This window comes from Phyllobacterium sp. A18/5-2, from assembly GCF_025452215.1.
GTDB classification, from domain to species: domain Bacteria; phylum Pseudomonadota; class Alphaproteobacteria; order Rhizobiales; family Rhizobiaceae; genus Phyllobacterium; species Phyllobacterium sophorae.
In genome coordinates this window covers 1,207,886-1,232,267 of the sequence record NZ_CP104966.1, presented here as the reverse complement: position 1 = coordinate 1,232,267, position 24,382 = coordinate 1,207,886, and the positions used below count along the sequence as shown (strand labels likewise).

Below are 24,382 nucleotides of genomic sequence, written 5' to 3'. Positions count from 1 at the left end.
CGACGATTATGATGGGCCCGGTTTGCGGGCCCATTTCATTTTGGCTGCTGCTTGTCGCCCATCGCCCACCTGCTAATTTTCCCCTCCGTCTCCCATGGTTAATGCCCCCTTAACCATCGCCCCGTAACGTGGGAATCAGCTCTCGAAATTGCGGCATGTCACCGCCGCAAAGTATGCGTTCACATGGGATCGGATTTCATGCGTCAAGGATACTCATCCTCCTATGCCATTGAAGACCAGCGAACCGGGTTGTCCACCCTGTTCCGCAGGCAGATCCATATCCTCTGGGGGCTGGTGCTTATTGGCTTCGTCGCCTTTGCAATCGGCAGTCTGGCTACCTGGAACGTGCTGGATCCAAGTTTCAGTCATGCCACGTCGAACCCCACACACAACGCGCTGGGTTATCCTGGCGCGGTATTCGCCGATCTTGGCATGCAGTTTTTCGGCCTTTCCATGGTTGTGGCGCTGATGCCGGCCCTGTTCTGGGGTGGCCTTTTCGTCCTCGGACGCGGCGTTGACCGCATGCCGCGCCGGGCCATCGCCTGGTTTTGCGCGTCATTGATGGCCGCTGCCATGGCCGGTTGCTTCGCAATTCCGTCGAGCTGGCCTATGCCGATTGGTCTCGGTGGCGTTTTTGGCGATATGGTCCTGAAGGTCCCGGCAATCTTCATCGGCACGTTCCCGCGCGGTGGCTTGGCCATGATCCTCGTTGCCATTCTCGCGCTGCCAACCCTCTGGATTTTCGGATTTGCCAGCGGCATCACCTATCGTGACAGCGAGCCGGCCGTGCTCAAGAAATCGACACGTCATGTTGCGGATGAGGACGACTATGGCGACGAGGACGACGAAGACGAACGCGAGGGCGGTCTGCTTGCCCTAGGGGCACTTACCCACTGGTTCCTGAGTACGAAGGCACTGTTCCGGCGCATTTCCGGGCATGGTGCGGGTCTCTACAATGGTGCGCGCACCATTGGTGCCAGCCGCAACGACGACGATTTTCTGAATAGTGTTCCGGCTGCGCGCCAAAAGAACGGACCAGGCGGCGTCCGGCGCGAACCCGGATTTTACGACGAGGCGCCGCGTGTCGAAGCGCCATCAATAGATATTGGCAACGACTTTGATGCCCGGTCTGATCGTTTCGATCCTGTCGCGTTCAGCGATGAGGACGAGGATGTCGACGATTGGGCACCGCAGCAGGCGCCAGCCCGGCCGAAGTCAATGCCTTCAGCCAGGCCGGTCGCCGCGCGCATCGACACGCCCGCGCCCGCGCCAAGGACAGGCGCACGTGTCCAGCGCGAGGCTCAAGCTTCGCTTATCAAGTCCGATGAATTCGAGATGCCTTCACTGCATTTTCTCAGCGAACCCAAGAGCGTGGTTCGCAATCCGAGTCTTTCAAAGGAGGCTCTCGAACAGAACGCCCGGTTGCTGGAGGGTGTGCTGGAGGATTTTGGTGTGCGCGGCGAAATCATCCATGTTCGCCCGGGGCCCGTTGTCACGCTGTACGAACTGGAGCCTGCACCCGGCATCAAATCTTCGCGGGTTATTACGCTCGCCGACGATATTGCCCGCTCGATGAGTGCCATAGCCGCCCGTGTCGCCGTTGTGCCGGGACGCAATGCGATCGGTATCGAATTGCCGAACCAGACGCGCGAGATGGTTTATCTGCGCGAACTCCTGGCGAGCCGCGACTTCGAGCAGACAAAAACCAAGCTCGCGCTTGCGCTTGGTAAGACCATCAACGGCGAAGCCGTTATCGCCGATCTGGCGAAAATGCCGCATTTGCTGGTCGCCGGTACCACCGGTTCGGGCAAATCCGTCGCGATCAACACGATGATCCTTTCGCTGTTGTACCGGATGACACCCGAGCAGTGCCGTCTGATCATGATCGATCCGAAAATGCTGGAACTTTCCATCTATGACGGTATTCCGCATTTGCTGACACCGGTTGTTACCGATCCCAAGAAGGCTGTCGTTGCGCTGAAGTGGACGGTCAAGGAGATGGAAGACCGTTACCGCAAGATGTCGAAGGTCGGCGTGCGCAACATTGACGGCTTCAATCAACGTGTCGAACAGGCGCAGAAGAAGGGCGAACGCATCGCCCGTACTGTGCAGACCGGTTTCGACCGGGCCACCGGAGAGGCCGTCTATGAGACCGAGGAACTCGATCTGAAGCCGATGCCCTACATAGTCGTCATCATCGACGAAATGGCCGACCTGATGATGGTTGCCGGCAAAGACATCGAAGGTGCGGTGCAGCGCCTGGCACAGATGGCCCGTGCCGCTGGTATCCATGTGATCATGGCAACGCAGCGTCCATCGGTCGATGTTATCACCGGTACGATCAAGGCCAACTTCCCGACCCGCATTTCGTTCCAGGTTACGTCGAAGATCGATCTGCGCACCATTCTCGGCGAACAGGGCGGTGAGCAGCTGCTCGGCATGGGTGACATGCTCTATATGGCCGGTGGGGGCCGCATCCAGCGCGTGCATGGGCCCTTCGTCGGCGACGACGAAGTGGAGAAGATCGTCAATCACCTGAAACTGCAGGGTGTTCCGGAATATCTCGACTCAATCACTGAAGAGGATGACGAGGACGAGGGTGGTGCCGGGCCTGCCGGAACCTCGAATCTCGAGGATCCTGATGATCCCTACGATCAGGCAGTTGCCGTCGTGCTGCGCGACCAGAAGGCATCGACCAGCTACATCCAGCGCCGTCTCGGCATTGGTTACAACCGTGCCGCCTCCATCATCGAGCGCATGGAGCAGGAGGGGCTCGTCGGTCCGGCCAACCATGCGGGCAAGCGCGAAATCCTCGTGCCGACACAAAACGATGAGTTTTGAGCGATCAGTCATTTCCTGTCTTCGCCCGACGGAGCGGGTCCCAAACAGAACGGGCGTGACGTAACGATTTAGCGGGCTGTTATGGTATGATCGGACGACCAGCATTACATAACCTGGAAATAGTGTTGTTACGTAACGCCGCCGAGGAACAAGAAACCAGGTCATGCCGTTACTTAGCCACAGTGAAGCCAAACTGGTTGTTTAAACGCAATTCATGACGACAGGAGATACGACCATGACTCAGACAAAAGCACCGGTGCGCACAGTTGGCTCGCTTGCCAGGGCTTCTGCGGTCGCGTCCATGATCGGCATGGCATTGCTCGGCGGTGCAGCCGCCCTCACAACACCCGCTTTTGCCCAGGCAGCGCCCGCCGGCATCGGTGCCGCGCAGGAAATTGCCAACAAGTTCTCCAGCGTGAAAACGCTCACAGGGAATTTTGTCCAGTTCGGTCCGCGTGGTGAGCAGACGGAAGGAACGTTCTATATCGAACGCCCGGGTAAGATCCGCTTCAACTACAACAAGCCGTCGCCTATCCGCGTCATCTCCGATGGAGACTCGGTCGTGATCAACAATCGCAAGCTTGACACCTGGGATCTGTATCCGCTGTCGAAAACGCCGCTAAAGCTGTTGCTGAGCGATCAGATCAATCTTTCCGGTGGTCGGGTCAAATCGGTCAAGCAAGAGCCGGACATGACCACGATCGTCCTTGGTGACAAATCGGTCTTTGGCAATTCGACGATCACCATGATGTTCGATCCGAAGTCCTATGATCTCCGGCAGTGGACGATTACCGATGCTCAGGGGCTTGATACGACGGTAATGATCACCAACGTCCGCACGGGTGTGCGATTTGCCGCTGACATGTTCAAGATCGACTACACGCGCATTGCGATGAAGAAATAGCGCCGGTCTTGCAGTTTTCGAAATCTTTTGGCATGACCGGGATCGCGCGGTTCGGCAAGTTCACCGGCAAGCAGCGGATGCTGAGCATCGTCAGGGCGCCGAGGCAGGCGGCTCGCGTTGCACATCCTGCCTCTCTCACGGTAAGGTGAGCTTGTCGAGCCACGCACCAGCTTAACGCCCCCGTTCACCTCGCGAGTCCCCATGCCTTTCTCCGTCGCCACCTGGAACATCAATTCGGTGCGCTTGCGCTTGCCGTTGGTCCTCCAATTTTTAGCCGGCTATCAGCCTGATGTCCTCTGCCTCCAGGAAACGAAATGCCCGGACGAACTTTTTCCGCGCGAAGCGTTCCATGCGATGGGATATGAGCATATCGAGGTCAGCGGCCAGAAGGGCTATCACGGCGTTGCGACCATCTCGCGGCGCCCTCTGGCCGAGCCAGTTCGGGTGGGATTCTGCGACATTGCCGATTGCCGGCATCTAAGCACCGTGGTTACGGCAGGATCGAAACGTTTACGTATCCATAATTTCTACGTGCCGGCCGGAGGGGATGAACCCGATCCCGAGATCAATCCGAAATTCAAGCACAAGCTCGGTTTCCTCGACGAGATGAAGGCGATGACCGCTGCTTACGGCCACGGCCATGCATCGCTGCTGGTCGGTGATCTTAACATCGCTCCATTGGAAACCGATGTATGGTCGCACAAACAGTTGCTGAAGGTTGTAAGCCATACGCCTATCGAGACCGAAGGGCTTGAAGCGCTGCGCCGGCAGGCCGGTTGGAGCGATTTGATGCGCCATCATATTCCGCGGAGTGAGAAAATTTATACGTGGTGGAGCTATCGTGCCGCAGACTGGGCGGCAGCGGATCGCGGCCGGCGGCTTGACCATATTTGGGGATCGCCGGACCTCGAGAACGACTTGGCGGACATCACCGTCCTGCGCGAAGCACGCGGGTGGGAGCGTCCATCGGATCACGTTCCCGTCATCGCGCGTTTCAATCTGGACTGAGCCAATTTAGAACAGGAACTGTGCAAGAAGGTGTGAACCTGGCTCGGATCGACCCGATTCTTGCGCAACAAAATGTCCATTCGGCCCAAGTATTTCAATTCTAGGGGGAATATGGGTTGTGGGAACGCGAGTTAGCGTTCGCCGAACAGGTGTTCGTACTTGGTAATGGCCTCAATCATTTCATTAAGGTCCATCGAGATCTGATCGTGCAGGGCAGCCGCGATTTCGGGGTATTCTTCGAGAATACGCCGGAAAAGCGAGCGGTTAAGCCGGATTACTTCTGTCTCCGTCTCTGCCATCGCGCTGGTAAGGCGCTTGGTTTGGGCAATGATCGCCATCTCGCCTAGAACGGCTCCAGGGCCCACCGTTTTGAGGACAGTCCGACCGGCCGGGCCTTCGCGAAACAGAGAAATCTCACCGCGATCAATGACATAGGCGCAATCGGCGGACTGGCCCTCGCGGTAGAGCTCGCGACCTTCCCTTAAGACCAGCCGCTCGGTGCCGAAGGCAAGCAGGCGCAACTGATCGCGCGTAAACGTCTCGAACAGCCCCACCGTCTCCAGAATGCGAATATCATCTTCAATTGCCATGCAATTACAGACATATACCTAGATTGGCCCCATCAGCATCAAGGAATGAGCTTGTATCCCCCGCTTTCGGTGACGAGTATGGTTGAATTCGATGGATCATGTTCGATTTTTTGCCGTAACCTGTAGACGTGAGTTTCCAGAGTGTGTGTTGTCACGCCTGAGTTATATCCCCAAACTTCTTCCAGAAGCACGTCACGGGTGATGACTTTGCCCCCAGCGCGGTAGAGATACTTGATGATCGCGACTTCCTTTTCAGTCAGCCGGATCTTGCCGCCCTTCGCATCGATCAGCATCTTCTGGCCGGGTTTGAACGTATAAGGCCCGACGACAAAGGTCGCATCCTCGCTTTGCTCGTGCTGGCGGAGCTGCGCGCGGATGCGCGCAAGCAGTACAGCGAAGCGGAACGGCTTGGTCACGTAGTCGTTCGCGCCAGATTCCAGCCCCAGAATCGTATCCGAATCAGTGTCATGTCCGGTCAGCATGATAACGGGCGCCTTGAAACCTCCCTTGCGAAGCAATTTTACCGCTTCGCGCCCATCCATGTCCGGCAGACCGACATCCATGATCAGCAGATCGACGACACCGTTTCTCGCCACCTGAACACCCTTGGTCGCGTTGTCTTCCTCAATGATCTGAAATTCTTCATAAAGGCTCAGCTGCTCAACCAGTATGGCCCGCAAGTCTGCGTCGTCGTCGACGATAAGAATGGTACGCGCTGTCATCAGATCTCCCGCGAGTGGAAAGAAGTCGTTGGAATTTAAGTCGAATTATTAAGGAAAGAAAGACCATCGACTTGATTATGCCTGTGCGGCGCATCAGTCTGACACAAAAATGCTTTTTATGAGGCAAGCATGGTGGGCAGGTCTTTGAAATTAATCGATGTTCGGGCCAGACCTGGCCATTCGAGCCAGGGGCAAATGATTGCAGGCACCATGATTCTGCGCTGCGCGCTTGGCAAGGGCGGCATTACTGCCTTCAAACGTGAGGGCGATGGTGCCACCCCTTTGGCAAAGATGCGGTTGCTCTATGGTTTCAAGCGTCCCGACAAGAAGGTGAAAAGTCCGGGTATGCTAATGTTTAGGCCTCTTCGCCGCGATGAAGGCTGGTGTGAGGTCAGCAGCGACCGCAACTACAACCGCAAGGTCCGCATACCCTATGGCGCCAGTCACGAGACGATGTGGCGCAACGATGATCTATACGACGTCTGCATCGTCATGGATTGGAACATAAAGCCGCGCCGCCGTGCTGGTGGCAGTGCCATCTTTTTTCATCTGGCGCGACCCGGCTACACTCCGACGGAAGGTTGTATTGCCTTGAACCGCGCCGATATGGAGCGGCTTCTGCCCCATATCTCGAATCGGACAGTCATTCGGGTACTGCGCTAGCGCCGGAAGCGCCAGACAGTTGTCAGTTTCACTTCGGCATCCTCAAGAACCCGCGTTACCGGAACCGAATAGGCTGCCAGCGATTCGAGAAGATCCTTGGGAAAATAGGAGCGGCCAGGATCGCCGACGATGACGTTGGCGCCGCGTTTCGCCAGAGCGGTGAACCAAGGTATGAGCCTGTCAGCCAAGGGTTTGTCGTAGAATACGTCGCCCGCAAGAACTACATTCCAGCCATCATCGCTGCCGATCAGATCATCAACGCGAATTTCAAGGACTGCCTGATTTGCATCGGCGTTGAGCGCTATTGCAGGTCGTGCAAACGGGTCGATATCGCATGAAATGACACGTGCGGCACCCGCTCTGGCTGCAGCGATACCCACCAGACCGGAGCCCGAGGCAAAATCGAGGACGACAGCACCCTCTACTGTGTGGGGGTGGTCGAGGATATAGCGCGCCAGACCCTGCCCGCCCGCCCAGGCAAAGGCCCAGAATGGAGGAGGAAGCCCGATGGTTGCCAGCGCATCTTCGGTTCTTTGCCACAGATCATGGGCTTCATCGGCCAGATAGAGCTCGATCTCCTGCACATGTGGCGGGGATTGCAGGGTGGTGTTCGCCAGAACGAATCGGCGATAACGATCGCTGTCTGGATCAAGGACCAGCTCACCCATGGATCGGGTCATTCGGGAGCTGGAACCAGCCCGCCCATGCGGCAGACTTCCTTCCATTCATCCGGCGCTACCGGCTGCACCGACAGTCGCATTGACGTGACAAGCGCCATCTTCTCCAGTTTCGGATTGGCCTTGACGTCTTTAAGAGTTACCGGCGCCGGCACGTCCCTGACGGCACGAATATCAACGCATTCCCAACGCGGATCATCGGTCGTCGAATCGTGATGAGCGAGGGCACAGACTTCGACGATGCCGACGACTTCAAGCCCTTCATTCGAATGGTAGAAGAAACCTTTGTCGCCAATCTGCATGGCGCGCATATTGTTTCGCGCCTGATAATTGCGCACGCCAGTCCACTCGGTGCCCTTGGCGCCGGCGGATTTTTGCTTGTCCCATGACCATGCGTCGGGTTCGGATTTGAATAACCAGAATGCCATTTTTGACGCCCTATTTGTTGTCCGGATTTTTGATGGCCCAGGTCCATGGGCGAATATCGACCGATGTGAAGAGACCAGCTTGAGCATAAGGATCATTGGCTGCGATGTCTTTAGCTGCGGCAAGATCCGCCGCATCGATGACCACGAGACTGCCATTCGGCTTTGCATCATCACCAAGAAATGGCCCGGCAAACTTGAGGCGATCGCCCAAGCCATTCAAATAGTCGAGGTGCGCAGTGCGCGTGTCGAGGCGCAGCTGCAGGTGATCAGGCTTATCGTTGCAGAGAAGAGCATAGAGCATTCGCGGTCTCCTGGTTCAATCTTCATTCTTCAGCGGCCGCGAAAGCAAGGCTTCCATGGCCTCATCGATGGTGATGTGCCGATCAAGTATCTGTGCGACCGCCCCGATGATCGGTGCCTCCACATTATTGCGGGCGGCAAGCTCGGCCGCAATGGCAGCGGTTGCGACACCTTCCGCAAGCGGGCGGCCGGTGAGATCCTCACCGCGGCCGAGAGCCAGTCCATAGGAATAGTTTCGAGATTGCGGCGTGGAGCAGGTAAGCATCAGATCGCCAAGACCGGAAAGGCCCATGATCGTCTCCGGTCTTGCTCCGAGTGCTTGGCCGATACGGCGCAGCTCGACAAAGCCGCGGGTGACCAGCGCCGCTTGGGCACTGGCGCCATAGCCTCGGCCGATCGCTGCACCGGCCGCAATGGCGAGCACGTTCTTGAGCGCACCACCGATTTCCACCCCGGTCAGATCATCGGTAGAATAGCAGCGGAACGTCGGACCGGACAGCGTCACGGCGATACGGTCTGCGAGCGCGTGCCGCTGTGCCGCCACGGTCACAGCGGTCGGCAATCCCCTTGCCACGTCGCTAGCGAAGCTCGGTCCCGATAGCGCTCCAAGGTCGTGACCCGGCATTATTGCGGCAACGAGGTGGGACATGAGTAAGCCACTCTTGCGCTCGATGCCCTTGGCGCAGATCACGAGCGGGGCAGCGGGCGGGATCGAGTTCTTCAATTCATGTATTGCACCGGCGAGTGCCTGCGCGGGGATGACGCAAAGGATGAGGTCACTTCCGGCAAGGACTTTCCGGGCACTGGTGCTCGCCGTGAGCCCCGGGTGCAGGTCAATGCCGGGCAGGTAGGCTTCGTTGCGATGGCTGCCATTGATCGAATCCACGGTCGCCGCGTCACGCGCATAGAGCCGGACCTCATTGTCGTTACGCGCCGCCATTGATCCCAGAGCAGTGCCCCAAGCCCCCCACCAAGCACCGCAATGATTGGTTTTCGACTCATGCCTTGGCTCCGCGACGGCCTGCGCCGATCAGTGGTGATGACTGCATGTCCAATGGCCAGCGCGAGCGTGGCGCGATGTCGAGCGAATCGGCGGGCAAGCAATTGGCCCGTTCGGCGCCTGCCCAGGCGATCATTGCAGCGTTGTCGGTACAAAGAGCCATGGGTGGTGCAATGAACCGGAAGCCGTTATCCGAGCAGAGCCGCTGCAGGCCATCGCGCAAGACCTTGTTTGCGGCAACGCCGCCGGCGACCACCAAGGCTGGTTTGGTGACGTTCGGGAAGTTTTGGCGAAACCGCATCAATGAGCGAGAAACGCGATCATCCAGTGTATCGGCGACGGCTGTCTGAAAGGCAGCGCAAATGTCATTGACATCAGTTTGTGACAAGGGCTCTAGCGTCGTCGCCAGTTGGCGCACGGCCGTTTTCAGGCCGGAGAAGGAAAAATCGAGCCGCTCTTCGCCCTTCAGCGGCCGCGGCAGGGTAAAGCGTGTGGGATCGCCAAGCAGAGCCGCTTTTTCCACTTCGGGCCCACCGGGGTAAGGCAGGCCGAGCAGCTTTGCGGTCTTGTCGAAAGCTTCGCCTAGCGCATCGTCAATGGTCGTGCCAAGGCGCTCATAATCACCCAGCGCCTTAACCAGAACCATCTGCGTGTGCCCGCCGGATACCAGCAATAGCAAATAGGGAAAATCGATATGATCGGTTAGACGCGGGGTGAGCGCATGGCCTTCGAGGTGGTTGATCGCGTAAAATGGCTTCTGACGCGCCATGGCGATCGCCTTCCCGGTCATCAGTCCGACAATCAAACCACCAATCAATCCTGGACCAGCTGTCGCAGCCACGGCATCGACATCGTCCAGAGTCATTTGCGCTTCCTGCAAGGCCCGATCGATCAACGTGTCGAGTACTTCCACATGGGCGCGCGCGGCGATCTCAGGCACCACGCCGCCATAGGGCGCGTGATCGTCAATCTGGCTTAGAACGACATTCGACAAGATGCGGCCATGGCCGCGATCATTGCGTTCGACAATCGCCGCCGCCGTTTCGTCACAGCTTGTCTCAATACCTAGCACCCGCATCGATAAACCTGATATCCTTCGCCGCATTGCCCGTCGAATAAAAGCCCTTTAGGTAAAGGCTCAATTCGAACTCGCGTAACACGGACAGCGGCCAATGCAAACAAAAACGCTCAAGATCGGTACACGTGGGAGTGCGCTTGCCCTGGCGCAAGCCCGTGAAACGCGTGACCGGCTGATAAAAGCCCATGGACTTCGCGAAGACGATATCGAAATAGTCGTTATTTCGACCAGCGGCGATCGTATCCAGGATCGGCCCTTGGCGGAAGTTGGCGGCAAGGGCCTGTTCACGCTTGAGATTGAACAACAGCTTGCCGACGGTCGCATCGATCTCGCCGTGCATTCATCGAAAGACATGCCGACGATCCTGCCGCAAGACCTGCATCTTTCGATCTTCCTTGAGCGCGAAGACCCGCGCGACGCATTTATCGGACGGGAGGTCAAGACATTACTCGATCTGCCGATCGGGGCAACCGTCGGCTCCGCATCGCTGCGCCGGCAGGCACTAATCCAGCGGGCTCGTCCTGACCTGAAGACGGTTAACTTTCGCGGTAATGTCGAAACCCGCCTGCGCAAGCTTGCTGATGGCGAAGTTGATGCAACATTCCTGGCCTATGCCGGTCTGAAACGTCTAGGGCTTGGCGATGTCGCTACCGAACTCATGGACGTATGGAATTTTCCCCCGCGCCCGGGCAAGGAGCGATCGCCGTGGAGAGCCGAATTGGCGACGACCGGATTGATTCAATGCTTGCGCCCCTCAATCACCTTCCAACGTCGACAGCGCTAGCGTGCGAACGCGCTTTTCTTGGTGCACTCGACGGATCCTGCCGCACGCCGATTGCCGGCCTTGCAACGGTCTCGGGGGGAGAAGGTCCAGTTCCACGGAATGATTCTCCTGCCGGATGGCAGCGAAGCGCACGAGGTCACGAGTGAGGGCGCATTCGCCGACGCTGTGGATATTGGCCGGGACGCGGCGCGGCGGGTTCGCAAGCTGGCTGGCGCGCATTTCTTTACGGATTGGCTCTGACCATGAAGACGGTCCTGGTCACACGTCCCCAGCCGGGCGCGACCAGAACGTCCGAGCGTTTGCTTTGCAGCGGCTTCCTTCCGTTGGTATTGCCGCTTACGGAAATTGTTTCTCTGCCCGCAAAAAAGGCTGCTGGCAAATTCAGTGCCGTTGCTGTGACAAGCGCCAGCGCATTGCGCCAAGCGTCAGACGAGGCACTCCGCCCGCTTCTCAATCTTCCTTGTTTCGTTGTAGGCGAAGCGACCGCGGCAATGGCTCGTGCTCGCGGGTTTGAAACCGTAACGACTGGAGACGGTGATGGTGCGTCGCTAGCGCAAACAGTCATCGGGGAATCGTGCGCTGGCGCCCGTATTCTTTATCTGACGGGACGCGTTCGTGCACCAGATTTTGAACATGCATTGCGCACAGGGGGTGTTCATTTTCGCACTCTGATGTCTTACGATACGGTTTCAGTCAGTTATACAACTGATTTTTTGTTGAATTTTTTCAATAGGGGAAAGATTGACTACTGCCTCTTATACTCCCGTTGGAGTGCGGAAGAGTTCGTACGCATGCTCGGCCAAGTTGAGATAGCTCATCACCTTGATAACACGTCGATTTTGTGTCTTTCCAACAGGATTGCCGATGTATTGAGCGGGTTGGGCCGCGTCTCCGTTCGTGTCGCGAACAAGCCAAACGAAGATGCCCTCTTCGAACTTATGCAAAGGGCGTAAATGGCTTGTGTTGATCTCAAGCGGGATTGTGCCGTTTCGCATCCGGAACTTCCTTGCTAGCTTCCACAGACCAGAGTCTACAATGAGAGAGTCCGTCCATGGCCAAAGCTTCCGTTCCGCGTCATTCGAAATCGAACCGCAAACCCGTGACGATTGAACTGGAGTCATCTGCGATCAACAAATCGGAACGGAACGCATCGAATGTGCCGGCAGCAGAGCCTGTAGGTTTTGATGCAGCCGTTGATGAAAAGAGCCCGCCACAAGCGGTATCACATGAGGACCAGCCTCAGCCTGCCGGGCCATCTGACGCGCAGGAATCATTCGGGCGAGGTCAATCCGCAGCTCAAACGAAGGGATCCGAATCTGCGCCCGTGCCGGCAGCGCAGAAATCGAATGACGCACTTGGCCGCCTGGCGTCCGGGATTGTTGGTGGTATCGTCGCGCTTGTTGGCGCTGCGGCTCTGCAATGGGCCGGAATGCTGCCGTCGCCGAAGACGGATATTTCAGCGCTTGAACGGCAAATCGCCGATCTGCGCAATGCACCGGCTCAAACGCTGGACGAAGGCGCGCAGGTAGCACTCAACGGTGCCGTAGAAAACGCCAAGCAGGCGCTGGGGCAAACCAGCGGCCTTGCCGGCGAAATCAGCGCGATCAAGCAAAGCATTGCCGAGGTTCAGAAGAATGCCTCCGCTGGGACGGGTGCTGTGGATACGAGCGCTATCGATGCGCGCATTGCTGCGCTGGAGACCCAGCTGAGCGCTAGCGCGCAAAAGGCTGAACACGCGGACGGAGCCGCCGCCGGAGCAGCGGAGAGACTCAATGCGCTGGAAGCAAGGGTCAGCGACACGTCTGGTCAAACCAACATGGCGCTTGCGCTGGCGGCGACGGGGCTCAAGGCTGCGTTGGATCGCGGAGGGCCTTTCGCCGCTGAGCTGGACACATATGCTGCCGTCGCGCCCGCATCCGGTGACGTCGAAAGCCTTCGTGTAGCTGCCGCTAAGGGTGTACCGACGGTGAGCGTCCTGGCCAGCCAATTCGGCGATATCGCGCCCAAGATAATCGCGACAACTCGCGACGTCGATACCAATGCAGGGATACTTGACCGGCTATGGGCGAGTGCGGAAGGATTGGTGGAGTCACGGCCCGTTGGCATGGTTGAGGGTGAGGGCGTTGAGGCGATTACTGCGCGTATAGAGGCGCAGCTGAAGGCTGGTGACTTGAGCGCGGCCATTGCCGAGTGGGAGAAGCTGCCGGAAAATGCCAAAGCAGTTTCCGCTGATTTTGCGAGCACCATGAAGGCGCGCCAAAAAGCCGACGACATCGTGTCAAAAGCCTTGTCGGATGCCCTGACCGGCGTCAAACCACCCGCAGCGGCCAATTAGGAGCAAGAAGACGATGATGCGCATTCTGTCCTTCTTTATCGTTGTTTTGCTACTTGGTACCGGTTTTGCATGGCTCGCCGATCGTCCCGGTGATCTTGTCGTTACGTTTTCCGGTATGCAGTACAAAGTCAGCCTGATGGTGGCGGCTTCCGCCATTGTCCTGATCGTCGCTGCTGTCATGCTCACATGGTGGGTCATCAAGAGCGTCGTTGGCTCGCCCTATGCGTTGCGCCGCCATTTCCGTGCGCGCAAACGTGACAGGGGCTATCAGTCGCTTTCGACAGGCTTGATCGCTGCCGGCGCTGGCGACGCCCTGACGGCGCGGCGGATGATTGGACAGGCGCAAAAGCTGTTGAATGTTGATCAGGAACCTTTGATCCGGCTTCTTGACGCGCAGGCCGCCATGCTGGAGGGACGCGCAGACGACGCGCGGGCCAAGTTCGAAGCAATGCTCGATGATCCTGAAACGAAGCTTCTTGGTCTGCGCGGCCTTTATTTGGAGGCGCAGCGTCTTGGCGCGCGGGATGCCTCGCGGCATTATGCCGAGGAAGCTGCGCTGCTGGCTCCAAGTGTCGAATGGGCTGCATCTGCGGCTCTCGGTCAGAAGACCACCCATGGAGACTGGGACGGTGCTCTGGCGCTACTCGAAAAGCAGAAGGCAACCAAGCAGATCGACAGGGAAAAAGCCAAGCGTGATCGCGCGGCACTGCTGACCGCCAAGGCTATCTCGACATTTGAAAGCGATCCAATGGGCGCCAAGGCGATTGCCATTGAGGCCAACAAGCTGGCGCCGGACCTGGTGCCAGCGGCAATTATTGCCGCAAAAGTACTGTTCCAGCAGGGTGATTTGCGCAAGGGATCGAAAATTCTGGAACATGTGTGGAAAAGGGAACCCCATCCGGAAGTGGCCGAAACCTATGTTCATGCGCGACTCGGCGATTCGGTTTACGACAGGCTGAAGCGCGCCCGTCATCTCGCCGGGCTCTATCCGCACCACCCGGAATCGAGCCTTGCCATCGCCAACGCGGCGCTGGCGGCAGGCGAGCTGAAGGAAGCGAGGGAAGCTGCAGAAGCCGTGCTGCGCAGCGCCCCCCGCGAGAGTGCATATCTCTTACTCGCGGATATCGAGGAAACACAGACCGGCGATCAAGGGCGGGTGCGCCAATGGCTATCGCGGGCAGTCAAGGCGCCACGCGATCCGGCCTGGACGGCGGACGGTTACGTGTCCGAACGTTGGGCGCCAGCTTCGCCAGTCACCGGCAAACTCAATGCCTTTGAATGGAAGGTGCCCGTCGAGCAACTTGGCCCCGTCATCGATTCCGGTGATGATTTTGAAAGCGCTCTCGCGGCGGCGCCCCTGCAATCTGCATCGCCTCGCGAAAATGTGAAGCCGCTAATCCCTGCGAAGGCGCCGGTGGTCGAAGCCAAGAAGCCAGTTTCGAGCCCGGCTTCCGACGAAGGGGATATCATCGATGCGGAAGTTGTGGCCTTGGAGCCCGCCTCAAAGCGGCCGGAGGAGCGCGACACTCAATCCGGCGAAAAAGAACGAATCGCGTCGGTTTTACCGCCATGGCCCGAGAAACCATCCGAATCCGCGAAGAAAGACGAACACCTTGTCATTCCTGTTCCCGACGATCCGGGTGTGCGCCCCGAATATGAAGCGGAACGGCCAAGCAAGAAATTCCGGCTTTTCTAATTTTGGGGGCGATATCGCCGAGGGGCGCTTTGCGGCAAGATGCACAGTGGCGGGAACTGAGTGGCCGGGCTATCAGTTGAATCCATGTTCTTCTCAGCGAACCGAGAGATTTCCCTGCATGCTCGACCGTATTGTGACGTTTTTCAAATCCTTGCCTTCTGGAGAGAACGGCAAGGAGCATTTTTCAAGGAATGATCCGCGCCTCGCAGCTGCGGCTCTGTTGTTTCATGTCATGGATGCCGACGGCGAACGTGACAAGGTTGAACGGAAACGTGTTTCGCAGCTCATTTCCGAAGCCTATGGCCTAAAAGGTGAGGCGCTGAAGCGCCTGCTGGACGATGGTGAGCAGGCGGATCAGGAGGCTGTTGATCTCTACAGCTTCACCAGTATCATCAAGCGCAATCTTGACGAAGAAGCTCGTATCCGATTCATTGAGCTGATGTGGGACGTCGTCTTTGCCGATGGAAGCGCGCATGAGCTGGAAGACAATGTCGTCTGGCGGGTTGCGGAGCTCATTGGTGTCTCGACACGTGACAGGGTGACCATGAAACAGAAGGCCGCCCTACGGGCCAAACAAGCGGTTCAAGAGGAATAGGATAGAGCGAATGTTCCAGACCGACTGGATGGAAAGCAGGCAGCCACGGCGCCCTAAAATCCTGACAGTGCTACACCAGGAACATTCAAGCCCCGGCCGGGTGGGTCATTTGCTTGTTGAAGCGGGCTTTGCCCTCGACATTCGACGGCCGCCCCTCGGTGACCCTTTGCCGCAAACGCTGGAAGACCATGCGGGCGCCGTCATCTTCGGCGGACCCATGAGCGCCAACGATCCTGAAGACTTCGTACGCGATGAAACGAATTGGCTGGCAGTACCGCTAGCGGAAGATAAGCCGTTTCTTGGCATTTGCCTTGGAGCGCAAATGCTGGCCAACCATCTAGGTGGCAAGGTCGCTCCACATCCGGATGGTTTTGTCGAAATAGGCTGGTACCCCTTGGCGCCGACTGAAGCGGGGAAAGCCCTAATGGACTGGCCGTCCATGGTCTATCACTTCCATCGTGAGGGTTTCGAACTGCCGGAGACCGCGACACTGCTTGCGACCGGCGATACCTATCCCAATCAGGCTTTTCGCTATGGCAACAATGCGTGGGGTGTCCAATTCCACGCTGAACTGACGAGGGCCATGATGCAACGCTGGGTGGTGCGAGGCTCAGAACGCTTCGCACTGTGCGGCGCACAGCATGGCAGGGATCACCTGGAGGGCCGCATGATCCACGACGCGGTTCTCAAGGCGTGGTTGCACCAATTCCTTGGCAAAATTTTTGGAGCGCCCGTCCCTGCCTAGGGGCTCAGGTTCTGCCCTGAAGATTGCGCGCTTTGCGCAGTTGCGGAAACCACCAGGCCCATAGCCCCGCGACTGCAACCGTCCCCAGACCGCCAAATACAACCGCTGGAACGGCTCCGATCAACGAGGCCATTATACCGGCGCGGAACTCGCCGAGTTCGTTGGATGCACCGACGAAGACCATATTGACGGCGTTGACACGACCCCGGACGTGATCGGGTGTCCACAGCTGCAGCAGTGTTTCCCGGATATAGACGCTGACCATGTCCGCTGCACCCATCAAGGCGAGCGCAACAATCGATAGCCAAGCGATATCCGAGACGCCGAACATAATCGTGAGCAGGCCAAACAATGCAACGAACGCGAACATGATCAGACCCGCATGGTCGCGTATGGGATGTCCAGTTAGCCAGATGGCCGTCAGAATTGCTCCAATCCCGGGTGCGGCACGGAGCATTCCGAGCCCCCATGGCCCGAGTTGGAGAATGTCGCGGGCATAGACGGGCAGCAAAGCTACCGCGCCACCCAGTAACACTGCGAACAGATCAAGCGAGATCGCCCCGAGAACCACTTTCTCTTTCCAGATGTAGCGGAATCCAGCGGTGAGTGTTTGAAGCGACCTCTTCTCGGACAGGGTGTGCTGGGCAGGCTTCGGTATGGAGAAAGTGCACACAGTGGCGACTGCCAGCATGACGCTCGCTATACTGTACGCAGCTACAGGCGATACGCCGTAGAGCAATCCGCCAGCAACGGGGCCGACGATCGTGGCGATCTGCCATGCGGATGAATTCCACGATACCGCGTTGGAGAATGTTTCAGCCGGAACGAGATTGACAACGAGCGATGCGGATGCAGGGCCAAGGAAGGCGCGACCAACGCCAAAGCCCGCCAGAATGAGGAAGACCAGTCCTGGCGTGAATGTATGGGTCATCGTCAGTACGAGCAACAGTGCAGCGCAAATTACCTCTACGCCCAATGAAAGCCCCATGATCAGGCGCCGTCCGAACCTGTCTGAGGCCGCGCCGGTGATGAGCACCAGCAGCAGTGAAGGTGCAAATTGAATGAGACCGACAATGCCCAGATAGAACGGGTCGCGCGTCAAATCGTAGATCTGCCAGCCAACGGAAACGCTGATGATCTGGATGGCAAACGAACCGAAGAAGCGCGCCAGCCAGTAAAGTGTGAAGGAGGGATGGCGAAAAGCGGCATAACGATCCTGAGCCGCGGTCATTTCTGGGAGGGACATTTCGTTGGGAGGCTCCGGAAACTGGAGACCTCTTCTAGACCAGTTTGGTGGGAAAGGGGATAAGAAAGCCGGAAATAAATAAACTCCGGCGTGGACGAATGGGCCGGCCGGGACCGGCCCAATATTATCAGGCCGCGCTTACGGCATTGGTGACTGCAATGTCCGAATCCTTGGCAAGCAGGGATTTCCAGATGATTGCGCCGAGGGCTGCGCCAATGAGCGGCGCAACCCAGAACAGCCAAAGCTGGCTGAGGGCAGCCGTCTCTGCAAAGAAGGCAACGCCGGTGGAGCGGGCCGGATTGACGGAAGTATTCGTCACCGGGATCGAAACCAGATGGATCAGCGTCAGACCCAGACCAATGGCAATCGGTGCGAAACCAGCCGGAACAGACGCAGAGGTTGCACCAAGAATGATGATGATGAAGAAGGCAGTGAAGATGACTTCTGCAACAAGCGCGGCGGTCAGGCCGTACTTGCCGGGCGAGAGCTCTCCATATCCGTTGGATGCGAAACCACCGGCGGTAAAATCAGCTTTGCCGGAAGCAATCAGATAGAGCACGGCAGCGGCGGCAATCGCGCCAGCAACTTGTGCAATCCAGTATGGGATAAGATCTTTGAAGTCAAAGCGCCCCGCTACTGCAAGTCCAAGCGAAACAGCCGGATTGAAATGGCCACCGGATATACCGCCGACCGCGTAGGCCATTGTAAGAACCGTAAGACCAAATGCGAAGGAAACACCAAGCAAACCAATACCGACGTCCGGAAATGCAGCGGCAATAACGGCGCTGCCGCAACCGCCCAAGACGAGCCAGAATGTGCCGAAGAATTCGGCCGACAGTTTATTTAGCATGGAAACCCCCTAGGATGGAAAACAGGCCGGGATAGCCCGAATCACAAGCGCAAAGTTATTCCTGTTTTTTGAATTCAACAATATCGTTCAATATCAATGGAGGTTAATACCTTAGACGGATGAAATTACGCTAATGAACTTGCGACGAATACTGCATATACGATCTCGGGATGTGCGATACCGCGTTGCATTCGCGAGGACCCCTTGCCCGTAGACCAGCCAATCGCTACATGTCGCGTGACTATTAGGAGAAACATATGCTCGCCCTTATCCGCACCATCGATCTGGCTCTCGATATTTATACCTGGATCATCATTGCCAGCGCGATCTTTTCGTGGCTTTTTGCCTTCAACGTGATCAATTCGAGCAACCGGTTCGTGGCTTCAGTCGGAGATTTCCTGTATCGCGTTACGGAGCCGGCCTTGCGACCTATCCGTCGCTTCCTGCCTGATCTCGGTGGTATCGATATTTCGCCGATCGTGCTCTTGCTGATTATCTTTTTTGTTCGCCAGTTGCTCTGGACGACGATTGCACCAATCCTGGTTTGATCGGCCTTAATCATGTATTTTCGCAAAGAACGTGATGGCGTCACGCTCTTTGTGCGCCTGACGCCAAAATCTGCAAGGGATATGATTGAAGGGGTGGAGGCGACGGATGGCGGGCGTGCCCACCTGAAGGCGCGCGTGCGTGCAGTTCCGGAAGACGGAAGGGCCAACGCTGCGCTGGAGAAGCTGCTGGCGAAATGGCTTGGGCTTGCACCGCGGGATGTAACAATAGCCTCTGGCGCGACATCGCGAGTGAAGCAGGTCAGAGTTTCGGGCGATCCGGAAGCTTTGGCCATCAAGCTTTCCGCTCTCGTCTCGCCCGATCGTTAATTGATCAGCCGTTCTTCGCCTTGTGGCGCTCGATTGCTTCGGTGATCAGCTGGCGCGCAGCGTCTTCATCGCCCCAGTCGCCGATCTTCACCCATTTGCCCGGCTCCAGATCCTTGTAGTGTTCAAAGAAATGCTGGATCTGCTTGAGCGTAATCTCCGGCAGGTCAGTGTAATTATGCACCTTTTCATAGCGTAGGGTCAGGTGCGGGGAGGGCACGGCGATGATCTTTTCGTCCTGGCCCTTATTGTCCTCCATCACGAGAACACCGATCGGGCGCACATTGATCACGCTGGTTGGCATCAGTGCCCGGGTGTTGCAGATCAGAACGTCAATCGGATCACCATCGTCCGACAATGTGTGCGGTACAGAATCCATAATTGCCTGGATAGGTCATGGGTGTGTGAAGAAAGCGATCGACGAACAGGGCGCCGGAGTCTTTGTCGAGCTCATACTTGATCGGTTGACCGCCGACCGGAACCTCGATGATCACGTTGACATCTTCAGGGGGATTGTTGCCGACAGAAATGGCATCGATGCGCATGTTTTCAGAGTCCTTGTTGGTTTGGGAGTGCTGTAATGATTTTTGCGCCGCAGCGCAACAATGGGCGCCGTTATTAAAGTCCAGGAGGGTAATTGACGGACCAGTTGGCCGAAACTGTAAAAAGTGACTTTGGCATACCGACGCCACGACGGGTGTATTCAAACACAATGAACATCATCGCCGCTGGTCGTCAGTTCCAGACGAAGGCAATCTTCTTGAGCGTCTTGCCCTCGAAGCATTCAACGCCCTCGGCAGCATCCCGGCCGCCTGCGTTCTGGTAAAAGGAAACCGCGAGGTCGTTATCTTCAAGCGCCCACACGACAAGGCCCTTCAATCCCTGATCGACGAGGTTGCGGCGGGCGGCACCCAAAAGCCGGGAGCCTAGTCCGAAGCCCTGATATTCGGGCCGGATGTAAAGTTCGTAGACTTCGCCCTTCTGCGGAAGCTGGCGCGCGCGATTGGGGCCAAGCGTTGCGTAGCCTGCAACAACGCCGCCGACGTCGGCAACCAGCACTTGTGTAGAGCGTTGAATAGCACGGGTCCACCAGGCAGGTCCACGGCGCTCCAGCATGGTGTTGAGGGCCCGATATGGGATAATTCCGGTATAGGCACCTTTCCACGCGGCCAGATGTATGGCGGAAATCGCCTCAGCATCGGTCAGTTCGGCCCGTCTTATCTCGATCGCATGGGTGTTCATGGTTGCTTAACCATAGACCCGCGGCCCAAGGTTCCGCAACTATGCTCGAAAAAGAAAAGCGGCGAAAACCGCCGCTCTTCCATTTGTAACGCTGCTGGTCGCCTACGCCGCGCCCGCCGTCTTGCTGCTCTTTTCAAAGCGCTTGCGCTCGTTCGGATCGAGATAGAGCTTGCGCAGACGGATCGACTTCGGCGTGACCTCCATGAGCTCATCGTCCTGGATCCATGACAAAGCGCGTTCCAATGTCATGCGGATTGGAGGCGTGAGCTTGACCGCCTCATCCTTGCCGGCGGCGCGGATGTTGGTCAGCTTTTTACCCTTGAGAATGTTCACTTCAAGATCGTTGTCGCGAGAATGGATGCCAATGATCATTCCGGCATAGACCTTGACACCGGCTTCGATGATCATCGAGCCGCGATCTTCGAGATTCCACATTGCGAAAGCTACGGACTCGCCCTGATCGTTGGAAATCAGAACGCCATTGTTACGACCGGCGATTTCACCTTTGAAGGGTTCATAGGCGCGGAAGAGGCGGTTCATGATTGCTGTGCCGCGCGTGTCGGTCAATAGCTCTGACTGGTAGCCGATGAGGCCACGGGTCGGCGCGTAGAACACCATGCGCACGCGATTGCCACCAGATGGGCGGAGCTCGACCATTTCGGCCTTGCGCTCGGACATTTTCTGCACGACCGTGCCCGAATATTCCTCGTCGACGTCGATCAGCACTTCTTCGACCGGTTCGAGCAAATGGCCGGCCTCGTCCTTCTGCATCACGACGCGCGGGCGCGATACGCCGAGCTCAAACCCTTCACGGCGCATATTTTCAATGAGAACAGCGAGCTGCAATTCACCGCGGCCGGAAACGAAAAACGAATCCTTGTCACCGGATTCTTCAACTTTCAGCGCGACGTTGCCTTCGGCTTCCTTCATCAAGCGGTCGCGGATGACGCGGCTGGTAACCTTGTCGCCTTCGGTGCCCGCAAGCGGGGAGTCGTTGACGATGAAGGACATGGTGACCGTTGGCGGGTCGATCGGCTGGGCATGAAGAGGTTCGGTCACTTCGAGGGCGCAGAACGTGTCGGCAACGGTGCCTTTCTGCAAACCGGCGATGGCAACAATGTCGCCCGCATGGGCTTCGTCGATTGCCTGACGCTCAAGGCCACGGAACGTAAGGATCTTGGAGATACGGCCGGTTTCAAGCTGTGTGCCGTCGCCATGCAGGACTTTGACCTGCTGGTTCGATTTGACGGTGCCTGAATGAATGCGGCCGGTGATGATACGGCCGAGGAATGGATCGGCTTCAAGGATCGTGCCGATCATCTTGAACGCACCTTCGCCAACGGTCGGCGCAGGAACGTGTTCGAGAACCATGTCAAACAATGCTGCAAGACCCTGATCCTGCGGACCTTCCGGGTTGCGTGCCATCCAGCCATTGCGGCCCGAACCGTAGAGGATCGGGAAATCAAGCTGTTCGTCAGTTGCGTCGAGCGCGGCGAAGAGATCAAAGACCTCGTTCACAACTTCTTCGTGACGCGCATCGGGACGATCGATCTTGTTAATCGCAACGATCGGGCGCAGGCCAACCTTCAGTGCCTTGCCCACAACGAATTTCGTCTGTGGCATGGGTCCTTCGGCGGCGTCGACGAGAACGATGGCGCCGTCAACCATGCTCAGGATGCGCTCGACTTCACCGCCAAAATCGGCGTGGCCGGGTGTGTCAACGATATTTATACGCGTGTCCTTCCAGACGACCGACGTGGCTTTGGCGAGAATCGTGATCCCGCGTTCCTTTTCGATGTCGTTGGAATCCATCATGCGTTCGGCAACGCGCTGGTTGTCGCGGAAGTTGCCGGACTGTTTCAGAAGTTCGTCAACGAGCGTGGTCTTGCCATGGTCAACGTGTGCGATGATCGCGATGTTGCGCAGTTTCATAAGGTTCTCTTTGGAGGATTGTGGACGCCACGTATGATGCGCCGCTTTACATTTGCGCGCTCCATACATGTTTTTTCGCAAATGCGAAAGGGGGCAAAGCGTTTTGGCCTGCATGGCAGCCATGCAGGCCAATGGTTAGAGCAGGGTCCCGGACAGGATCACCAGCGCAATACTGAAGTAAATCACCAGCCCGGTGACATCCACCAGTGTCGCTACAAAGGGTGCCGAGGCGCTGGCGGGATCAAAGCCAGTCTTCTGCAGAATGAACGGCAGCATCGAACCCGCAAGTGACCCGAAGGTAACGATACCGATCAATGCCGTACCGACCGTCGCGGCAATCAGCGGCCAGTGCTGACCGTAATCGTAGAGGCCGGTCATCTGCCATGCGGTGATGCGGACAACGCCGATGAGCCCAAGGAAGGAGCCGAGAACGAGGCCAGTCGGTATTTCGCGCAAGGCAACACGCCACCAGTCCTTCAGCCGCAGTTCCTGCAGGGCCAGGGCGCGGATCAGCAGTGAAGTCGCCTGCGAACCGGAATTGCCGCCGGAACTCATGATAAGCGGGATGAACAGGGTTAGAACAACGGCTTTCTCGAGCTCGCCCTCGAAATGCTGCATGGCGCTTGCGGTCAGCATTTCGCTGAGGAACAGCACGCCGAGCCAGCCAGCGCGCTTGCGGATCATGTGCAGGAAACCGATTTGCATGTAAGGCTTGTGCAGCGCCTCCATGCCCCCGAACTTCAGCGTATCCTCGGTCATTTCCTGGGTCATGGCGTCGATCACATCATCGACGGTGACAATGCCGATGATCTGGTTGCCGTCATTGACGACGGGAACAGCGAGGAGGTCATGCTTGCGGAAAAGCCGGGCCACGTCTTCCTGATCGGTCAGCGGCGCGACGGTGACCGGGGCGACATCGCGGCCGACGCTCATGATCGAGACGTCTGGTCCGCTGGTGATCAGCCGGCGCAATGCTACGGCCCGCAACAAGATTTTTGTTGCCGGATCAATAACATAGATTGCATAAACAGTCTCGCGGGAGCGCTCCACTTCGCGGATATGCTGCAGCGTCTGTGCAACGCTCCAGTCTGCCGGAACACTGACGAACTCCGTAGTCATGAGGCTGCCGGCCGTATGGGGCGGATAGCGCAGCAGCTTGCGCAGAGCCAGCTTGGTATCGCGGCCAAGACCCGGTACGAGCCGACTGCGGGTCCCGGCATCGAATTCGTGGAAAAGATCGGTCACGCGGTCTGCCGACATGGCGTCGAGGAGTTCCTGTGCCACCGGAACGGGCAGGGCCCCGATGATCGCGGCAGCCGAATGCAACTCCGGCTGATCCAGAATCAGCACGGCATGATCACGGGGCATTTCGGAAATAATGCCAATGGAATCAGCTAGTTCGAGCTCGTTCAGAAGCTCGACTGCATCGGCAGCCTGCATGGCAGCAAGCCGTTCTGCAAGGGTGGCTGCGGGTGCACGTCCGGCGTGGACCGCATCCGTGGTAAAGCGAAGGTCGTTCATTTTAGCTCGCCTTTCTGTCGATCCGCCGTCACAGGGGATCGAGGCGAGCTGATCTCTAAATCAGGCCACGATCGCCGAGGGACGGCGCAAACAATCGACTATGACTGTCGTTGTTGGGCATAAGAGATAAACTCCGGTTGAAGGTACGCAGGCCGCAAATTACAGGGCTGCGTGGCGTCATTTGGTCCTGCGCGCGGCCAAAGTCAACCCCTGCATCAGTTTGACATGACACAACTTTGTGCACCTGAATTTCGCGTTACGATTGATAAAGTTTAGCCAGAATCGATGAAAATTGGGCGAGTTTAGGCACTTTTTGAGGGAATTTCGTCGCGTCCCGTACAAGAGCGATCCGG

Annotated in this window: 23 protein-coding genes and 3 pseudogenes; 12 read left to right on the top strand and 14 right to left on the bottom strand. The window is 57.5% G+C overall.

What is annotated here, in order from left to right; all coding sequences use genetic code 11:
* Nucleotides 1–198 precede the first annotated feature (198 nt).
* A complete protein-coding gene (locus N8E89_RS06145; RefSeq protein ID WP_262261441.1) occupies nucleotides 199–2,841 on the top strand; it encodes a DNA translocase FtsK in 2,643 nt (880 codons plus the stop codon).
* Nucleotides 2,842–3,076: 235 nt separating this feature from the next.
* Entirely contained in the window at nucleotides 3,077–3,745 is a 669-nt protein-coding gene (locus tag N8E89_RS06140; protein ID WP_106662095.1) for an outer membrane lipoprotein carrier protein LolA, read from the top strand.
* On the opposite strand, the gene N8E89_RS06135 is transcribed toward N8E89_RS06140, so the two are convergent.
* Nucleotides 3,718–3,948: a hypothetical protein gene (locus N8E89_RS06135; protein WP_146147740.1), complete on the bottom strand. Its 231-nt coding sequence runs from the start codon at nucleotides 3,946–3,948 to the stop codon at nucleotides 3,718–3,720. The genes N8E89_RS06140 and N8E89_RS06135 overlap by 28 nt on opposite strands.
* Between N8E89_RS06135 and N8E89_RS06130 the strand changes: the two genes are divergently transcribed.
* Nucleotides 3,947–4,753 (top strand): exodeoxyribonuclease III, encoded by an 807-nt coding sequence (locus N8E89_RS06130; protein WP_106662094.1) that lies wholly within the window; start codon nucleotides 3,947–3,949, stop codon nucleotides 4,751–4,753. The genes N8E89_RS06135 and N8E89_RS06130 overlap by 2 nt on opposite strands.
* A gap of 131 nt (nucleotides 4,754–4,884) precedes the next feature.
* Here N8E89_RS06130 and N8E89_RS06125 read toward each other — a convergent pair whose 3' ends face one another.
* Entirely contained in the window at nucleotides 4,885–5,343 is a 459-nt protein-coding gene (locus N8E89_RS06125) for a cyclic nucleotide-binding domain-containing protein (RefSeq protein ID WP_106662093.1), read from the bottom strand.
* 38 nt (nucleotides 5,344–5,381) lie between these two features.
* On the bottom strand, nucleotides 5,382–6,065 hold the full coding sequence (locus N8E89_RS06120) for a response regulator transcription factor (protein WP_106662092.1): 684 nt from the start codon (nucleotides 6,063–6,065) through the stop codon (nucleotides 5,382–5,384).
* 129 nt (nucleotides 6,066–6,194) lie between these two features.
* Between N8E89_RS06120 and N8E89_RS06115 the strand changes: the two genes are divergently transcribed.
* Nucleotides 6,195–6,728 (top strand): L,D-transpeptidase family protein, encoded by a 534-nt coding sequence (locus tag N8E89_RS06115; protein ID WP_106662091.1) that lies wholly within the window; start codon nucleotides 6,195–6,197, stop codon nucleotides 6,726–6,728.
* On the opposite strand, the gene N8E89_RS06110 is transcribed toward N8E89_RS06115, so the two are convergent.
* The 5 genes and pseudogenes from N8E89_RS06110 to tsaD all read right to left on the bottom strand — a co-directional run bounded on the left by N8E89_RS06110 (nucleotide 6,725) and on the right by tsaD (nucleotide 10,211).
* On the bottom strand, nucleotides 6,725–7,396 hold the full coding sequence (locus N8E89_RS06110; protein ID WP_245448530.1) for a class I SAM-dependent methyltransferase: 672 nt from the start codon (nucleotides 7,394–7,396) through the stop codon (nucleotides 6,725–6,727). The genes N8E89_RS06115 and N8E89_RS06110 overlap by 4 nt on opposite strands.
* An 8-nt stretch (nucleotides 7,397–7,404) precedes the next feature.
* A complete protein-coding gene (locus N8E89_RS06105; RefSeq protein WP_106662089.1) occupies nucleotides 7,405–7,833 on the bottom strand; it encodes an EVE domain-containing protein in 429 nt (142 codons plus the stop codon).
* A 10-nt stretch (nucleotides 7,834–7,843) separates the two neighbouring features.
* Complete coding sequence (locus tag N8E89_RS06100) at nucleotides 7,844–8,134, bottom strand: YciI-like protein (RefSeq protein WP_106662088.1); 291 nt, start codon at nucleotides 8,132–8,134, stop codon at nucleotides 7,844–7,846.
* 15 nt (nucleotides 8,135–8,149) lie between these two features.
* A pseudogene (locus tag N8E89_RS06095) lies at nucleotides 8,150–9,135 on the bottom strand (NAD(P)H-dependent glycerol-3-phosphate dehydrogenase).
* On the bottom strand, nucleotides 9,132–10,211 hold the full coding sequence (gene tsaD / locus N8E89_RS06090; RefSeq protein ID WP_262261437.1) for a tRNA (adenosine(37)-N6)-threonylcarbamoyltransferase complex transferase subunit TsaD: 1,080 nt from the start codon (nucleotides 10,209–10,211) through the stop codon (nucleotides 9,132–9,134). The pseudogene N8E89_RS06095 and the gene tsaD overlap by 4 nt, the downstream one beginning before the upstream one ends.
* A 94-nt stretch (nucleotides 10,212–10,305) precedes the next feature.
* On the opposite strand from tsaD, the pseudogene hemC reads away from it, so the two are divergent.
* From hemC to N8E89_RS06060, 6 genes and pseudogenes are all read left to right on the top strand, one after another.
* Nucleotides 10,306–11,235: pseudogene (gene hemC, locus N8E89_RS06085) on the top strand (hydroxymethylbilane synthase).
* A 2-nt stretch (nucleotides 11,236–11,237) separates the two neighbouring features.
* A complete protein-coding gene (locus N8E89_RS06080) occupies nucleotides 11,238–11,948 on the top strand; it encodes a uroporphyrinogen-III synthase (RefSeq protein ID WP_262261435.1) in 711 nt (236 codons plus the stop codon).
* A 98-nt stretch (nucleotides 11,949–12,046) separates the two neighbouring features.
* Nucleotides 12,047–13,330 (top strand): COG4223 family protein, encoded by a 1,284-nt coding sequence (locus tag N8E89_RS06075; RefSeq protein ID WP_106662083.1) that lies wholly within the window; start codon nucleotides 12,047–12,049, stop codon nucleotides 13,328–13,330.
* Nucleotides 13,331–13,343: 13 nt separating this feature from the next.
* A complete protein-coding gene (locus tag N8E89_RS06070; protein ID WP_262261434.1) occupies nucleotides 13,344–15,026 on the top strand; it encodes a heme biosynthesis protein HemY in 1,683 nt (560 codons plus the stop codon).
* A 118-nt stretch (nucleotides 15,027–15,144) separates the two neighbouring features.
* On the top strand, nucleotides 15,145–15,621 hold the full coding sequence (locus N8E89_RS06065) for a tellurite resistance TerB family protein (protein ID WP_106662081.1): 477 nt from the start codon (nucleotides 15,145–15,147) through the stop codon (nucleotides 15,619–15,621).
* A gap of 10 nt (nucleotides 15,622–15,631) precedes the next feature.
* Nucleotides 15,632–16,366, top strand: coding sequence for a glutamine amidotransferase (locus N8E89_RS06060; protein WP_262261433.1), 735 nt, complete (start codon nucleotides 15,632–15,634; stop codon nucleotides 16,364–16,366).
* Nucleotides 16,367–16,370: 4 nt separating this feature from the next.
* Here N8E89_RS06060 and N8E89_RS06055 read toward each other — a convergent pair whose 3' ends face one another.
* Entirely contained in the window at nucleotides 16,371–17,612 is a 1,242-nt protein-coding gene (locus tag N8E89_RS06055; RefSeq protein ID WP_262261431.1) for an MFS transporter, read from the bottom strand.
* Nucleotides 17,613–17,739: 127 nt separating this feature from the next.
* Complete coding sequence (aqpZ, locus tag N8E89_RS06050) at nucleotides 17,740–18,462, bottom strand: aquaporin Z (protein ID WP_106662078.1); 723 nt, start codon at nucleotides 18,460–18,462, stop codon at nucleotides 17,740–17,742.
* Nucleotides 18,463–18,719: 257 nt separating this feature from the next.
* Between aqpZ and N8E89_RS06045 the strand changes: the two genes are divergently transcribed.
* Both N8E89_RS06045 and N8E89_RS06040 read left to right on the top strand, forming a co-directional pair.
* Nucleotides 18,720–19,010, top strand: a complete 291-nt coding sequence (locus N8E89_RS06045; RefSeq protein ID WP_100000936.1) for a YggT family protein — start codon at nucleotides 18,720–18,722, stop codon at nucleotides 19,008–19,010.
* Nucleotides 19,011–19,022: 12 nt separating this feature from the next.
* Nucleotides 19,023–19,337, top strand: a complete 315-nt coding sequence (locus N8E89_RS06040) for a DUF167 family protein (protein ID WP_262261429.1) — start codon at nucleotides 19,023–19,025, stop codon at nucleotides 19,335–19,337.
* Nucleotides 19,338–19,341: 4 nt separating this feature from the next.
* On the opposite strand, the pseudogene ppa reads toward N8E89_RS06040, so the two are convergent.
* The 4 genes and pseudogenes from ppa to mgtE form a co-directional block, all read right to left on the bottom strand.
* Nucleotides 19,342–19,879, bottom strand: a pseudogene (gene ppa / locus N8E89_RS06035) (inorganic diphosphatase).
* Between the two features lie 190 nt (nucleotides 19,880–20,069).
* Nucleotides 20,070–20,576 (bottom strand): GNAT family N-acetyltransferase, encoded by a 507-nt coding sequence (locus N8E89_RS06030; RefSeq protein WP_113172255.1) that lies wholly within the window; start codon nucleotides 20,574–20,576, stop codon nucleotides 20,070–20,072.
* A 102-nt stretch (nucleotides 20,577–20,678) separates the two neighbouring features.
* Nucleotides 20,679–22,508: a translational GTPase TypA gene (gene typA, locus N8E89_RS06025; protein WP_106662074.1), complete on the bottom strand. Its 1,830-nt coding sequence runs from the start codon at nucleotides 22,506–22,508 to the stop codon at nucleotides 20,679–20,681.
* Between the two features lie 135 nt (nucleotides 22,509–22,643).
* Entirely contained in the window at nucleotides 22,644–24,029 is a 1,386-nt protein-coding gene (mgtE, locus tag N8E89_RS06020; protein WP_113172256.1) for a magnesium transporter, read from the bottom strand.
* Between the last annotated feature and the right edge of the window lie 353 nt (nucleotides 24,030–24,382).

Bases quoted from the DNA above. Each gene is read 5' to 3' on its own strand.
- N8E89_RS06145 (WP_262261441.1), top strand. From the start codon at position 199: ATGCGTCAAGGATACTCATCCTCCTATGCCATTGAAGACCAGCGAACC.
- N8E89_RS06140 (WP_106662095.1), top strand. From the start codon at position 3,077: ATGACTCAGACAAAAGCACCGGTGCGCACAGTTGGCTCGCTTGCCAGG.
- N8E89_RS06130 (WP_106662094.1), top strand. From the start codon at position 3,947: ATGCCTTTCTCCGTCGCCACCTGGAACATCAATTCGGTGCGCTTGCGC.
- N8E89_RS06135 (WP_146147740.1), bottom strand. From the start codon at position 3,948: ATGGGGACTCGCGAGGTGAACGGGGGCGTTAAGCTGGTGCGTGGCTCG.
- N8E89_RS06125 (WP_106662093.1), bottom strand. From the start codon at position 5,343: ATGGCAATTGAAGATGATATTCGCATTCTGGAGACGGTGGGGCTGTTC.
- N8E89_RS06120 (WP_106662092.1), bottom strand. From the start codon at position 6,065: ATGACAGCGCGTACCATTCTTATCGTCGACGACGACGCAGACTTGCGG.
- N8E89_RS06115 (WP_106662091.1), top strand. From the start codon at position 6,195: ATGGTGGGCAGGTCTTTGAAATTAATCGATGTTCGGGCCAGACCTGGC.
- N8E89_RS06110 (WP_245448530.1), bottom strand. From the start codon at position 7,396: ATGGGTGAGCTGGTCCTTGATCCAGACAGCGATCGTTATCGCCGATTC.
- N8E89_RS06105 (WP_106662089.1), bottom strand. From the start codon at position 7,833: ATGGCATTCTGGTTATTCAAATCCGAACCCGACGCATGGTCATGGGAC.
- N8E89_RS06100 (WP_106662088.1), bottom strand. From the start codon at position 8,134: ATGCTCTATGCTCTTCTCTGCAACGATAAGCCTGATCACCTGCAGCTG.
- tsaD (WP_262261437.1), bottom strand. From the start codon at position 10,211: ATGCGGGTGCTAGGTATTGAGACAAGCTGTGACGAAACGGCGGCGGCG.
- N8E89_RS06080 (WP_262261435.1), top strand. From the start codon at position 11,238: ATGAAGACGGTCCTGGTCACACGTCCCCAGCCGGGCGCGACCAGAACG.
- N8E89_RS06075 (WP_106662083.1), top strand. From the start codon at position 12,047: ATGGCCAAAGCTTCCGTTCCGCGTCATTCGAAATCGAACCGCAAACCC.
- N8E89_RS06070 (WP_262261434.1), top strand. From the start codon at position 13,344: ATGATGCGCATTCTGTCCTTCTTTATCGTTGTTTTGCTACTTGGTACC.
- N8E89_RS06065 (WP_106662081.1), top strand. From the start codon at position 15,145: ATGCTCGACCGTATTGTGACGTTTTTCAAATCCTTGCCTTCTGGAGAG.
- N8E89_RS06060 (WP_262261433.1), top strand. From the start codon at position 15,632: ATGTTCCAGACCGACTGGATGGAAAGCAGGCAGCCACGGCGCCCTAAA.
- N8E89_RS06055 (WP_262261431.1), bottom strand. From the start codon at position 17,612: ATGTCCCTCCCAGAAATGACCGCGGCTCAGGATCGTTATGCCGCTTTT.
- aqpZ (WP_106662078.1), bottom strand. From the start codon at position 18,462: ATGCTAAATAAACTGTCGGCCGAATTCTTCGGCACATTCTGGCTCGTC.
- N8E89_RS06045 (WP_100000936.1), top strand. From the start codon at position 18,720: ATGCTCGCCCTTATCCGCACCATCGATCTGGCTCTCGATATTTATACC.
- N8E89_RS06040 (WP_262261429.1), top strand. From the start codon at position 19,023: ATGTATTTTCGCAAAGAACGTGATGGCGTCACGCTCTTTGTGCGCCTG.
- N8E89_RS06030 (WP_113172255.1), bottom strand. From the start codon at position 20,576: ATGAACACCCATGCGATCGAGATAAGACGGGCCGAACTGACCGATGCT.
- typA (WP_106662074.1), bottom strand. From the start codon at position 22,508: ATGAAACTGCGCAACATCGCGATCATCGCACACGTTGACCATGGCAAG.
- mgtE (WP_113172256.1), bottom strand. From the start codon at position 24,029: ATGAACGACCTTCGCTTTACCACGGATGCGGTCCACGCCGGACGTGCA.